Origin of the sequence: Rhodanobacter denitrificans (genome assembly GCF_000230695.2) — a bacterium.
Classification (GTDB): Bacteria; Pseudomonadota; Gammaproteobacteria; order Xanthomonadales; family Rhodanobacteraceae; genus Rhodanobacter; species Rhodanobacter denitrificans.
In genome coordinates this window covers 2,126,158-2,139,305 of sequence record NC_020541.1, presented here as the reverse complement: position 1 = coordinate 2,139,305, position 13,148 = coordinate 2,126,158, and the positions used below count along the sequence as shown (strand labels likewise).

General features: G+C 64.3%; 12 protein-coding genes. 1 reads left to right on the top strand and 11 read right to left on the bottom strand.

Annotation, left to right across the window (positions count from 1 at the left end; genetic code table 11):
* Window positions 1–41: 41 nt before the first annotated feature.
* The 8 genes from R2APBS1_RS09735 to R2APBS1_RS09700 all read right to left on the bottom strand — a co-directional run bounded on the left by R2APBS1_RS09735 (window position 42) and on the right by R2APBS1_RS09700 (window position 6,992).
* Entirely contained in the window at window positions 42–437 is a 396-nt protein-coding gene (locus R2APBS1_RS09735; protein ID WP_015447838.1) for a hypothetical protein, read from the bottom strand.
* On the bottom strand, window positions 434–2,956 hold the full coding sequence (gene traC / locus R2APBS1_RS09730) for a type IV secretion system protein TraC (RefSeq protein ID WP_015447837.1): 2,523 nt from the start codon (window positions 2,954–2,956) through the stop codon (window positions 434–436). Before traC ends, R2APBS1_RS09735 begins: the two co-directional genes overlap by 4 nt.
* Window positions 2,957–3,014: 58 nt before the next feature.
* Entirely contained in the window at window positions 3,015–3,359 is a 345-nt protein-coding gene (gene traA, locus R2APBS1_RS09725; RefSeq protein ID WP_157769729.1) for a TraA family conjugative transfer protein, read from the bottom strand.
* Window positions 3,360–3,448: 89 nt separating this feature from the next.
* Entirely contained in the window at window positions 3,449–3,991 is a 543-nt protein-coding gene (gene traV, locus R2APBS1_RS09720; protein WP_015447835.1) for a type IV conjugative transfer system lipoprotein TraV, read from the bottom strand.
* A complete protein-coding gene (locus R2APBS1_RS19345; protein ID WP_015447834.1) occupies window positions 3,988–5,223 on the bottom strand; it encodes a TraB/TrbI/VirB10 family type IV secretion system protein in 1,236 nt (411 codons plus the stop codon). The genes traV and R2APBS1_RS19345 overlap by 4 nt, the downstream gene beginning before the upstream one ends.
* On the bottom strand, window positions 5,220–6,125 hold the full coding sequence (locus tag R2APBS1_RS09710) for a TraK domain-containing protein (protein WP_015447833.1): 906 nt from the start codon (window positions 6,123–6,125) through the stop codon (window positions 5,220–5,222). The genes R2APBS1_RS19345 and R2APBS1_RS09710 overlap by 4 nt, the downstream gene beginning before the upstream one ends.
* A gap of 19 nt (window positions 6,126–6,144) precedes the next feature.
* The gene (locus R2APBS1_RS09705) at window positions 6,145–6,714 is read right to left on the bottom strand and encodes a TraE/TraK family type IV conjugative transfer system protein (protein WP_015447832.1); all 570 of its coding nucleotides are present in this window, start codon (window positions 6,712–6,714) and stop codon (window positions 6,145–6,147) included.
* On the bottom strand, window positions 6,711–6,992 hold the full coding sequence (locus R2APBS1_RS09700) for a type IV conjugative transfer system protein TraL (RefSeq protein WP_015447831.1): 282 nt from the start codon (window positions 6,990–6,992) through the stop codon (window positions 6,711–6,713). Before R2APBS1_RS09700 ends, R2APBS1_RS09705 begins: the two co-directional genes overlap by 4 nt.
* A gap of 488 nt (window positions 6,993–7,480) precedes the next feature.
* On the opposite strand from R2APBS1_RS09700, the gene R2APBS1_RS09690 reads away from it, so the two are divergent.
* Window positions 7,481–7,741 (top strand): hypothetical protein, encoded by a 261-nt coding sequence (locus R2APBS1_RS09690; protein ID WP_015447830.1) that lies wholly within the window; start codon window positions 7,481–7,483, stop codon window positions 7,739–7,741.
* A gap of 51 nt (window positions 7,742–7,792) precedes the next feature.
* On the opposite strand, the gene R2APBS1_RS09685 is transcribed toward R2APBS1_RS09690, so the two are convergent.
* The 3 genes from R2APBS1_RS09685 to R2APBS1_RS09675 are packed head-to-tail and all read right to left on the bottom strand — an operon-like array spanning window position 7,793 to window position 13,114.
* Window positions 7,793–10,687, bottom strand: coding sequence for a conjugal transfer protein TraG N-terminal domain-containing protein (locus R2APBS1_RS09685; protein WP_015447829.1), 2,895 nt, complete (start codon window positions 10,685–10,687; stop codon window positions 7,793–7,795).
* Between the two features lie 12 nt (window positions 10,688–10,699).
* Window positions 10,700–12,121, bottom strand: a complete 1,422-nt coding sequence (locus R2APBS1_RS09680) for a conjugal transfer protein TraH (protein ID WP_015447828.1) — start codon at window positions 12,119–12,121, stop codon at window positions 10,700–10,702.
* A 21-nt stretch (window positions 12,122–12,142) separates the two neighbouring features.
* On the bottom strand, window positions 12,143–13,114 hold the full coding sequence (locus tag R2APBS1_RS09675) for a conjugal transfer protein TraF (RefSeq protein ID WP_015447827.1): 972 nt from the start codon (window positions 13,112–13,114) through the stop codon (window positions 12,143–12,145).
* Window positions 13,115–13,148 lie beyond the last annotated feature (34 nt).

Below are 13,148 nucleotides of genomic sequence, written 5' to 3'. Positions count from 1 at the left end.
GCGCGGGTGTACTCGCAGGCTGGGAATGGGCACCGCATGTCTCATGGTTGATCCCTCGGCGGAACCACGTTCAGTCGGACGCTATCCGGGCTGCCTCGGACCGCCGTGCTGTCGATGACGAGTGCACCGCGGCCGGTCAGCTGTTGCACGGCACCCTGCAGGCGCTTTGCCCCGTCGCGATACCGCGCTTCCGGCGTATCCCCCTGCCCGCCGCTCTTGATCCACTCGAAGGGATCCACGACGACGATGGGTGGCCGCAAGGCGAGGGCCGCCTCCAGCCGCTGATTGCCGATGTGCAGCGCAACGGCAGCGCTTAGGGCGCTAAGCCCCAGGGACCACAGGGCAAGGCCGACCACTAGGCTGCGAGGCCACGCCGCGGCAGGCGCCGGCGCAGCGACCACCGCGGCGCCATCGGGGTTCGATGTCTCGGCGTTCACTGGGAACCTCCCGTCGCATCAGCCACGATGCCGTCTTCACGCGCCAGGCGCTGTATCGCGGCCATCAACGGCATGCCGTGCGCCCGCATCTCGGTAATGCGCCCGACGTCGGTTGCCGTCGTGGAGAAGAGCTTGCGGAACACCGGCGGCACGATCAGACGTCCGACGCCGTAACCAAACGGCGTATGCATGAAGATTTCGGAGTACTCGCCCTTGACGGTGTGCACACCCCTCAGCAGGCGGAACCCGTGTTCGCCAACTTCCAGTTGCCCCTCGCGCTTGGCTGATTCGATGGCCTCGGGGCGCTGCCCCAACAGCCACTTGTGCGCACTGTTCTGCCAGATCGTCCGGGTTACCTCGTTCTGGAAGTAGTCGCTAATGGATTGAGTGATCGTCACCGCGCCGCCGTTGTGCTTGCGGAACTGGCGATAGGCCTTGCCCACGAAATCCGCGACTGGATCGGTGCCGCCTGCCACGCCATTGCCGGCGAGCAGTTCCCAGGCCTCGTCAATCAGCAGGTACTTGCGCAGCGTGCGAGGCAGACGGCCCATCTCGCGCCGGATCTGGAACATGAGCTGCAGCAATACGACGCGCTGGAGGTGCGCACGTCCCTCGAGATCGTCTAGCTCGAGGAGAATGACCGGGTTGTCGACCTCATAGTTGTTGCGCCCGTGGAAGAGACGCCCGTAACCGCCGTGACGCGTGAACGGATGGAGCTGCGTGCCGACGTCGCGAATGCGGCGATCCTCCTGCTCGAGCAGTACCTCGGCAAGGTGGTCGATCGTCATCGCTTCACGGCCGACCGCCTGGAAGGTCAGACGCATGAGGCGCTTCACCTCGGCCGCCTGCACGTCGCTCAATGGATCGTTCAGGGCGGCCATCGCACTGATGAGGCTGTAGAGCAGGTCCTCGTCCGCCTCGTAGTCCTCGACGATCGTCCACGGGTTCAGGCAGAGCGTTGAGTCTGCCCCGAACGTCAGGCGCTGGCCGCCCATCATCTCCACGATGTTCCGGTAACTCTTGCCCTTGTCGACGATCCAGAACCGGTCGCCGGTCATACGGGCGTTCTGCAGCAGCGTCTGGGCCAGGAAGCTCTTGCCGCTACCCGATTCGGCGGCCACTGCCACATTGAAGTTGGTCTCCGAATCCCAGTTGGAGAGCGACATCAGTTGGCCGTTGCGCGAGACCAGCAGCAGCGACGGCGTGCCGGTTCCGCGCCACTCGGCCATGACCGGCAGCAGCGGCGCCACACCGCGCGCCGTCGTCCGCTTCCAGCGGCGCATCGCCGAATGCGAGACCACGTCCGTCCCGAACGGCATGAAGTTGCCGAACATGGGGCCGCAGAAGTACTTGTCCTCCATCATCTTGAAGCCGAACGTCCGCATGTAGGCTTGGGCATTGGCTACCGACGCGAGCGAGGTCTTGTCGTCAGGCGTGATCACTACCATGCCGAAGCACATGCGGATGATGCGATCACCATCGCCGATCTGCTTGCTGGCCAGGTCGAAGCTACGCTTTTGATCGAGAATCTCGGGACGGAACCGCGTGATGGCCTGGCCGGCCTGATTCGTGACCCACATCGTTTCCTTGCCGATTGCCGCCGCCTCGCTTTCGCGGTCGCGGAACCAGAGGTTCATGCACAGCAGGGTCGGGTCCCGGAGACCATTGGCCCCGGTCATGACTTCGCCCAGATACGCGTAGGCCTGCCCGAACGCTGCCTGGGATGGGTAGCCCTTGGGCGACAGCACGCGAGCGCGGTGGTCCCCCAACCAGAGCCCGTTCTCGTCGACCCGCACTTCGTTGTTGAAGTCGAGGATCTGCTCGGTGAGCGCCGCTTCGTCGTCATAGTCGGTGACGGGCGACTGGCGCCATGCGGCATCGCCGCGCCAGTTGAAAATGGTCTGCATGAATCGCAGGTAGGCCGCGGGCTTCATCATCTCCAGATGGAACCCGCAGGCTCGCAAGCCCGCACTCACGACGTCCCGGACCTCCATGACCTTGCGAACGTCCTCCAGCGTGGGCTCTTTGCCCACGGGAACCTTGCCGGTGATGACGAGGCGCACGTCGCGCAGTCGAATGTCGTTGCCTTTCACGACGCTGTTGGTCGCGCCGTCCCGGTAGTACGCGGCGAACTCCTTGCAGGTCTGCTGGAGGAAGTCGCCTTCCGCTCGCAGCCGGTCGAGCGTGTAGCGGGTGAGCGTCGCCTCCATGTCCGGACTCGTCCAGAGCATGAACTGCATGACGGTATCTGCCGGCAGCTGCCCCTGTAGGAGGCCGGCCAGTTTCTCGAAGGTCGCACCTTGCACACCGGACATGGGTGGGCCGGTAAAGGCGAAGCCCAGCGAGTGATTGTCCAGCTGGTAGAGCGCCTCGCGATCGAGGTAGCCGATGGCCTGGAGCCATCCGGGCATCACCTCCGTCTCAAACGTCGGCCACGGGTCGCCACCGAACAGCAGCCGAATCAGCTTGATGAGCAGCTGCGTGAAAAGGTGAAGTGGCCTGCTCAGGAAGGTGCCCATTGATGTGTGCTCCTGGGTGAAAGGCAGGGAGCCGGTCCATCCGGCTCCCTGTGCGGCCTTACAGCAAGGCCACGGTGACGTAGTGCGGCGCGAGTACCGTGGCGCCGAAGATCCCCTGGAGGATGTCCGGGCCCCAGTACGCGGCGATCGCCACACCGACGCAGCTCAGTGCGCCGCCGATCGAGCCCCGGCTCACGCCGGCGACCAGGCCAACGCCAAGCGCCAGCAGGGCGATCAACATGCCCAAGCCTCCCTTCAGCCAGCCCGTAAGCAGCTGCACCATCGAGGTGAACGGGCTGCTACCACCGGACGTCGTGCCGGCGAACACCGGCTCGGCCACCAGCAGCGCCAACACGACGGCGACGAGGAGATAGCCGACGAGGCGCTCCTGTCGTTTGCTCATGGTCACTTTCATAACGCACTCCTTGATCAAGTAATGGTCCTGGTCGCCGCGCGTATCGGTCCTCCGATACGGATCGCCTCAGCCAGTGCTTAGGGCAGCTGGCTGTCCGTGCCGGGCGTCGCAGCGGGCAGCCCAGGCGTGGAGGCGGATGTCTGTGCAGGGGTCGCCGGCGCGGGCGACTGGACCTGTAGGGGGTAGAAGTTTGTCGACGTCGACTCAGCTTCCGTGCCGACCGACCAGCGCTTCGGCTCGATCTCGGTGTAGACGCGCGAAGCCATCGTCAGATTGCCGTTCGTGTCCACCCAGGGCGCAATCCACACGCGCATGACGCGTGCTTGCTCGCGGATCGGGATCACGTCGCCTGCCTTCGGCAGGGGCACAACCTCGGCCGCCGGCGCCGCGGCCGGCTGCGCGGCCGCAGGTACAGCGGCGTGGCGCCCCTTCTTTGGAACGAAGACCCCGCTGGCGGCAGACATCCCCGCGCGGCCTGGGGCATCGGTCATGTGATAGACGTCCGGCGCCGACGAACACGCCACGCCCGTAGGCGTCGGGCACTGGTACTTGGTCGTGGCGCATCCCGTCAGGGTCGCGCCAACCGCAAACGCCGCCACGAATCGAATGATCGCCTTCACTTCGAACCCTCCAGTTTGGCCAGCTCCGCGCCGCGCTCGACGATGAAGGTCACCGGGCGGCCCGCACTGATTTCGATGACGGGGAACTCGGCGTCGGCGAGCTGCAGGTAGTAACTCGCCACCTGGTCAGCCGCGCTCGAGACACCACTCATGCCCGCCATGCGGCCGGCCGTGCCCATCGGGATCGTTGGATAGGGATTCCCGTTCGTCGTGATCGTGGTGGCCTGCGTAGGCTTGAACGCCTGCCCAATGCCGGAGGCGAAACCAGCCAACATCGCCTTGGCCAAGATGCTGCCCTGCTTGCTCACCAGCGTGCCGCGCATGCCGGCCTTGCCGTCTTCTCCGGTCCCCCACATCTGCAGAGGCGCCTGGATGACGCCACCGTTGCGGGCCACGCAGCTCAACGTCTCGCCTCGCATGTAGGCTCGCTCGGAACTGAGATCCCCCATGGCCGAGCCGACGATGAAGCACTCGCGATAATCCGCGCGGTACTCATTCGGCAAGATGGCGTCCTCTTTGACGCGGATCAGCAGGGGAATCGGGTGCGAGGACGCGTCGCGCCCGGTCGGCGCGTCTACGCCGGTGAGCAGCACACCCGTCAGCATGGTGCCTGCGGGCACGAAAACCTTCGGGGCGGACGCTTGAGCTGGGGTACCAGTAGTCGACGCCTGTGCGGGTTCCGGCGCGGGCGCTGGTGCCGACGACTGGCCGACCGTCATCGGCTGAGGTCCGTTGGAGGTCCGCACCGTGGATGGAGCGACGTTTTCGCCCCACGTCTGGATGTCCGGTGCGCCGCCCTGGCTTGCGCCATCCCCTGCCCCACCATAGCCCTGCGGAGCGTTCAGACCATTGGGACTGACCGTCGGTACCGGCGGTGGCGGGAGGCCGGTCGGAGCCGGCTGCGTGGCGGCCACGGGCGTGCTCTGCGCAGGGAGCGGCGTGCTGCCGCCTCCGTCGCGTTGCGCTTTCAGTTCGGCTTTGAGCGCGTCGATCTGGCTCTTCATCGCGGCGTTGTCTGACTGCGCCGACTGCACCTGGCGGTCGATCGACGCGATGCCCATTGCATGGGAGTCGGCGTTCCCGAGAAGGTCCTTCGCATTCACCGGGGGCGCCGTGTTGGTCAGAACACCCGGGCGGCTAAGCTGCCATGCAGCCACGACGAACAGCGCGACAGCGCCGTAGATGACGATGTTGCGGCGCTGTTTTGCATTGAGGTTCTTGAGGCCCTTCACTGGACGCCCTCCACGCTCAGGGCAGAGGGACGCACTTGAGTACCGTCCACAAGGCTGGCGCGGCGCACAACGACATACACCTCACTGCTCTGATGCGGCTGCAGGAGCGGGCCTGGCCAACTCGCAACGGCGAGAACACCGCGCACGCCGCATGTCTGCTCCTGGAACTCAATCGGCGTGGACGTGGTGTTGGTCAGCTCGCCAACGAATGCCACCATGTCGTGCCCGGAGATGACTTGGCGTGGTGTGACCCGCAATCCCGCTTGTTCGCAGGGGGGCATGGCGTCTGAAGCTGCGTAGGTGCGGAAGTCGTAGCCCGGTGGCACCTTGTGTTGCGCAAGGGTCCGCATCAGGTTGGTCAGCGTTTCCGCGAAAGGAGCACTTTGCTCCCACGAACTCGCCTTGCTGTCGTCATAGCGCAGTGCCGGATTGGTGCCGCCAGGCACGCCCGGGCGCCGCAGGTCGATCTCGACGGGGCCGACATCCTTCGGATAGAGCATCAGCGAGACCGCGTCGAGCTCATCGCCCTTGTCCATCACATAGAGCACCACCGGCTCCTGCTGGGCGGGATCGACGGAGACGAAGATGCTCGAACCGGCGGTCTGGACCTTGATCGGAGAGATGGACTTGACGATCGGGGAGACGAAAGGCGTGACGATCCGGTTGAGAAACCCACGGGCCAACTCGGACCGCAGCATCGCGCCAGGTCGGACATCGAACGTGTACTGCTTGGGCTGTAGGTCGGCGGCCTTGGGCGGTGTAGCCCGGATACCTGCCACGACCGAACTGGGAACGCCCGAAAAAGTTGCGTCGCCCGCTGTCCGAACCGGCGTCGCCGCCATCGTGACGCTCGATGCGAGCGCCAGAAGGGACGTTGCCCACCACGGACTCCTGATCCTCATGTTGCCGTTCTCCTGTGTCTTACTGTCCGAAGTGGGGCTTACCGAGATAGCTGGTGAGGCCCACTACGCGAGGTTGGTAGTTCACGACGTCGAAGTAGATTTCGTAGGTACGCTCCTCGCGCTGCGACGTTCCGTGTGCGTCCGTCGTCGACAACCAGCCATCGACATAAACGACGCTCTTGGTGACGTCGAACTTCACGGCTGCCGGCTCGAACTGGAGCGTGAGCTGGCCGGTCTTGATCTTCGCGACCTGATCGGAGATGCCGCTCATCACGTCCTTGTAGATGCCCGGTGCCAGCAGATGGCCGACGCTGTCGGCGGTGAAATCCGCATTGGCTGGCGTGACGTTGCCCAGCAGCGTGGCGAGGTACAGGCCCCATGAACTGAGGGCGCCCTCGTCGGCCGAGTTCGCGGTGTAGGTTGCCTTCGTCATGACGTTGGACGGTACGATCGTCACGATCTGGGTCCGGAAGACGAACCCGATCACCAGAACGACGTTGACCAGGAGCGAGGCGACCACGGCCAGGCGAAGTGCCCGATTGTCCTGGTGGAGGCCGGAGAAGCGACGTGCGGCGGCTTCCTGGTTCATCCGATGAACCTCCGCGCATACGGATTGATCAGGGAATGGCCACTGCCGATCGGCACGCCGTGCCAATACAGGATGTGCTGAAGCCTGCCTTCGGGGACCGCACCACGGAAGCGCGATGACAGGTAGGAAACACCGAACCCAATCAGCATCAGGTATCCCAGTGCGTGCAACAGCACGCCGAGACCCATGGCGCCGATAAACAGCATGGCGTCTTCGATGGTGAAGACCAGAAAGTATTTCGGATCGTCCAGGTGGACGGGCAACTCAACCGTTTCCATCAAAGGCCCTCCAAAGTAAGGGCCAGTCTGGAGGACGAGGAGTGGATCGTCGGGCGACCCGTAGCGCCTTCAAGCCGGCAACGGAGGCCCGTCGAGCAGTCGGTCGTGATTCAACATGTCTCCATCGACCCGCCTAGGCTCTCCCATGCATCGTTCGATCGTCCTTGCCGCCACGTTCGGCCTCGCCGCCGTCGCCCTCGCGGGTTGCAGCACCGTCCAGCGAGCCACGAAACCGATTGCCGCCGCCTCAACGGCGTTGACGAGCTGCGAACAGGTCAAGGTGACGCCACCGGCTCTGGTAGGGGCCGCTCGGACCGGCGCCAATGACCAACCGGTGCTCATCGTGGGCTGCCCAGCTCAATAACGGCTGACGCCCTTCGCAACGCATGAGTCGCCACGCGGGTGGCACTCGAGGCGCCCCTTGCGCAACAATGGCGGCGCGCTAGGCTGGATCTCAGTAGATGGGATGCACGCGCAAGGAGCGACCGATGTTTGAGTTCATTGGTATTACCGTCATCATTTTCGCGGTGTTCATCGCGCTCGGCCGCCTGCTGCATGCGGTCGCCCCATCGGCTGTCGATCGTGGCCGGCGTCGTCGCACCCCGATGATTCGCGATGAGGGCTTCGAGGGGATGAACGTTGACGGCACGCCGATGCATGACGGCGTCGATATGAACGGCAATGTCTTCGGCATTACCAGCGCCGGCCACGGCATCAACGCCTCCACGTCAGGTCCTTTCGGCGACTGATTGCCGACCTATGGTGCTGGAGGTCCTGGTTCCCCAGGACTTCCAGCAACATTATCGACTGTGGTCTGGCGGCGCTTGAACGCCAACCTTGGGGTCGACCGAAGTTACCTGACCTTGAAGCGGCTTCAGGCCCGGCGTCTCCGGCCGAGCCCTGTCGTCCTCCCCGATGGATTTCATCGCCCCGATTTCCGTCGTGGTCGAGGGAAGCGTCGTGACCTGTTTCAGGTTATCCCATACCGAGTCGTTGCTGCGCTGGTGTGCCGCGATTTGCTCTGTCGGGCGCTCGAATGCGCTGGACGCGGCCGCCGCGCCAGAACCCCACAAAGCGTCCTGGCCAGAGCTGCGATGCATTGCGCTGGGATGGCCCAGCTGCACATCCTGCTCCAGCGGCTCCCGGTGCCCGTCCATCACGCGATCGACCTTCTCGGTAATACCGCCCGCACCCGCGTGGATCTGGGCACGGTCCGCCGCCGCGCCAGCGCCCAGCATCGACATGGCGGAGGAGCCAAGCTCCGACGGGAGGCCGGGGTTCACCGCCTTCATGCCATCCATGAGAGCGTGCATCGCGCCGATCTTCACGGCAGACGAACCTTGGGTGCCACCGGTGTCCGAGAGGTACTGGAGCGTCTCCATCGCAGCCACGGCGCGCGCCTCCCGCTCCGTGGGGAATACCGACGCGAGCTGCCCGCTAAGCGTCTCGAAATGTTCGCCACCACCGAGGTCGTGAACCGCCCCCATGACGGACTGATAGGCCTCTTCATTACGCGGCAGGGCGGAACCAATCTGTGCGCCGCTTACCGATGCCTTGGCCTCAATGCTCGCGTGCTGGCTGAGGGTCTGGTCGTACTCACGCATCTGAGAGATGGTCTGATCCAGGCGATGGTTCCATGCCTGATCGTGCCCATGGTTGTAGATCAAGCCATTGGTTGTGGAGTTTGCGAGAGACTGGTCGACGCTTGACGATCGGGAGTCCGTCGCGCTGTACCCGGAGGTGGTGGTACTCGAATGCTCCTTCCCGACAGAACTGGTTTGCGCGTGCTGTGCCCCCGTCTGTCCGGTGACTCCGGCCTTGACATTGAGAGTCGCGCCAACGTCTTCTGCACCGAGGCCGGCAGCGCCATGCGCCGTAACCGTGATCCCTCCGTTGACGCCGCGCGAAACAGCGTCCGCGGTTTTCAATGCATCCGAGGACTTGTCGCCCTGCTCGTGGGTCACGCCTCCCGTTTCATTCGCGCGTCGCGCAACGGTGTTCGCCCATTGGACCGCATCCTGCCACGTGGCCTTCTGCGCATCAGCTCGACTCATGCCGAATCCTTCCATGGCAGACACAAGCTCCTTGTGCTTGACGCTTTCCTGCGCGCTCAGACCGCCGCCGAGCGATACCGTGAAGTCGGCCGCGCCGCTGCGCATCATGGCCGTGCCACCGGAAGAGGCGAACATGTTGCCCTGGTGTACCAGCGGCGCCGAATCCATCACGTTCGGCGCCAGACCGCTCGGGTCCACTGCGTCCGGCCCATGAGCAGCACTCGCGATGCTCTGGAAAGCGGCCACGCTACCGAACACCACCATGCCGCTGAAGCCGATCACGCTGGTGGTGAACCACCCACCCAGCGCTACCCAATCGGCTGCGGAGTTCTGTACCTCCATGATGCCGACCATCGAATACAACGAGCCACCGCCGCGCGCCGGTGACAGCGCATTCATCTCGCGAGTGACGGCCATGATCTCGTACAGGTTCACGAAGCTCATGAGCGGCAGCCACAGGAACAGCCACAGCAGCAGCTGCAGGTAGCGCACCAGGAACTTGATACCGACCGCTCCCAGCGGGATCAGGAAGGCCACGAATGGCGCCATACCGTAAATGACGCCCTCGAAAAGCGTAATCGTCGCCACCAGCGTGCGGCCGAACATGGACTGCTCGGCCGCGTAGCGCACGTCACGCGCCATGGCCCCGCTCGCGATCAGGGCGGCGTTTGCAACATCGCCACTGCCGGCGAGTCGCCCCCTTTCCAGGCTGGCGTGCATCGCATCAGCGGCAACCGCGTTCAGCATGGTGCTTGACGCCGCGCCTTGTGCATCACCGATGGCCGACGTGATCGCGGTGTAGGAATTGTTGAGCATATCCTGCGCCTTCGCCGTGGCCGTGCCCGGCGGTGCGCCGACCGGCACGGCCTGATGCGCGGAGGCCAGCGCCTGGGCCGCCATCGCGTCGGAGACGCGCGTCGTCGCCGACGCCTTCACGAGGTCGCTGTAGGTGGTCGTGCAGGTCTGTGCCGTGGGAGCGCTGCCGGAGTCGTGCAGGCTATCCGTTGTCGAGAGAAAATCATTGGTGACGGCCATGGCCGACAGTGCGTTGTCAGCCGTGGACGGGTCACCAGCCCACCAGCCCGTCTGCCCGTTCCGACCAATGCCGTTGTAGGTCGGTAGAACGCAGTCGTGGATATACGCCACCAGCGTGTGCGTGAACGGGCACAGCGTTGCATTGCCGTCGCACAGGTTGCCGGTGGTCAGGCCGCGCAGGGATGACAAGGCCTCCAATGCATAGTTCTCGTGCATGACTTCGTGCCCGGGAACCGTCGTACCCTGCTGGAAGATGTCGATAAGCGATGCGCCGGACTGCGAGACCATGGTTCCAACGAACGCCGTGCCAAGGGGCACACCGCTCACGATGTCCGTTCGCCCCGTGTGGTAATCCTCCAGCGTCACATTCGTGGACGTCCCGAAGAAGACCGTGAACATCACCACCCCGATAAGGAGTGCCCCCACGTTGAACTGGCGGCCCGCCGAGCTGACCGCCTGGAACAGCAACAGCATCAGTCCGACCATGCCGCCGAGCAGGCCCAACTTGGTGTAAAGGTCCGTACCCGGCGAGTTCAGCATCGACAGGAACTGGAAGATTTTGAAAAGAAAGGCTTCGTCGCCAATGGAAATGATGTGCCAGTTCATCAAACTCTCCGATCAGCGAAGGCCAGGGGACACTGACGGATCGGCGTGAGCATTATTTGGCGCGGTCGAGACGTAGACCTTGTAGAGCGCGAACGTGTCGACGTCGAACTGATGGTCTTGGCGTAGGGCGTTGTATTCCCGGTCAATCTCGGCGCGACGGGCGCTGATCTGCGCCTGGTAGTCCGCGGCCGCGGGATTCTGCATGCCGGCGAGCGAAGCACTGGCTGTGTCGATCATCTGGTAAACGAGCTTTCGCGCCATCTCCAAGGCCAAGGGCGCGGCGATCTGGCGGGCAAAACCTGCCATGGCCGGGGGATTCGACCGTCCGAGGTTCACCAGCAGCGGACCTGCGCTGCCGGCGTTGGCCATGAAGTTGATTTGCTGTGGGGTCAAGCTGCTACCCGACAGCAGGGAGCCGACGACGCCACTGGTCCCGTCGGCGCCGAGCTCCTGGCTGACCATCGTGAGGAAGCCGGGATTCGTCCACGGACCGGCCGTCGGGTTCATGCACCGCTGCGAGTCTCCTCCGCAAGAAAGGACCTGACGGCTGCTACTGGCCGAGCCGTACATCACATCCTCCAGCTGCAGAGTCGGCCGGACGTAGGTCAGGCCAATCCCGTCATCGCCACCCGAAGCCGGACAGTTGTGGTCGGTCCGCGGATTGCAGACGATCACGGTGCCGGTGAGACTCATGATTTCTTCCTGAAGAGCATTGCCGCCACCGAAAAGCTGACCAAGGTTGTGGCTGGAGAGTCCCATCCAGACCATGTTCCCGTAGACCAGCTTGTTCATGATCGTGGGGTTCGAGGCCGCCACGGCATTGGCGACGGAATTGCCCGGCGTATTGGCGTCATTTGCCGCCGCCGCGTCCGAGAACATGCCGGTAGCGGTACCGAGCTTCTGGCCGACCTGAGTGCCGAACGAGTTGATGGCGGAGGCGGCGCCGCTCTTGACCAATGCGCTCTGCGCCAACTGACAGCTGCTCTGCAGATGGGTTGAGAGGTCCTTCTGCACGTTGCTGAACCACGAAATCTGGTGGCTCAGCTGATCGGACATTGCCTGCAGGGCCATCTGGAACGCTAGGCCTTCTGCGTTGCTGGCGATCGTCCGGAACTCCTGAACGATCTGCTGCCCGCTGATGTAGCTAAGCGACCCTCCATAGAGAGAGATGCCGCCGCAGCCCGCGCTGACTTCAGGAGGAGCGAAGTTCAGGGCGGTGGCCCCCGGGGGTGCCACCGGCGAGCGGATCTCCAATGAGCCACCACTGATAACGCCACGGCGCGCGTCATTGATGACCTGCGGCGGTGCCGCCGTACTCATCTGGCCGAACATCTGGTCCATCTGACCTTGCAGTCCGCCCTGTTGAGCGAACGATGCGGTGGACATCCCGGCGAGGAGCGCCAGGCCGCAGACCGACGTGATGCACCTTTTCATGGCACGTGCCTCTGGGAGTAGTTACTGGGCCGATGGCTGGCCCGCAGAGGTGGACGCAGCGCGCTCCTCCGCGGTTCGATGATCTGGCGGGAGCGTCGCGACGGCGGCTTGGATCACGGCGATGTCGTCGCCGTCCAGCCCAGGTGGCGCACTCGCATTGCCTGATTGCGCCTGAAGCGGCGCGGCGATGCGGGACCGCTGGAAGTCTTCGGCGCCAAGCCAGTGCCGGTAATAGGCTTGCTCGACGATTCGCGTCTCCAGCTCGTCCAGGCTCAAATATCCCTGCCCGATTTCAACAACATCGTCGAGATTCGGCGGGCGCACGAGGAAGAACGCCGGGGTTGCTCGGACGCCGAGGCGCGCTCCCTGGCCGTTGTCGATGAGGAAGTTCGGAAACAGCTGATCGTCGATGCCCTGCCCATCGAGGCTCACCGCCGTCACATGCATGCCGGTGACGAGTTCAAGTGTGCGAAGGACGCTCAGGTCGCGATGGCAGTAAGGGCAGTCGCTGCGGAAGAAAAAGAACAGCCCCGCCGATTTGGCGAGCGTCTGGATGCCGCCGATCAGGCCACCTTGTGCGCGCGAAACCGCTTCCTGTGCCGCGGCACTGGCCGACGGAAACCGCGCGTTCTCATCCAGGCCGGCGTTTCCTTGGGTGACCATCATCGCCATCTGGGCGTAGGCCTGGGCGCGATTGACCGAGACCTTCTGCAGCGCCAGGTAGGCGCGAACATTCTCGGGAGTCGGCTTTTCAACCGCCTGGTCCATCAGCCTCGGCAGAGTGTCCCGGATCCACGCGGTCGACCACATGGCGGGACCGGATGGCGCGGCCGCCGTCGCTGCAGGCTTCGGAGCCTGCGGCTCGGCCGGCTTCTGAACCGGCTGCTCGCGATACCACAGCCACCCTTCCGGCGCTGGTGAATGAGACTGCGCCGGCGCCGCAATCGGGGTAAGCGCAAGAATGGCCGCGATGAGGAGGTATTGGTAGCGCATAGTCCCAAGGTAGTGGGTCCATGCGCTACCGATG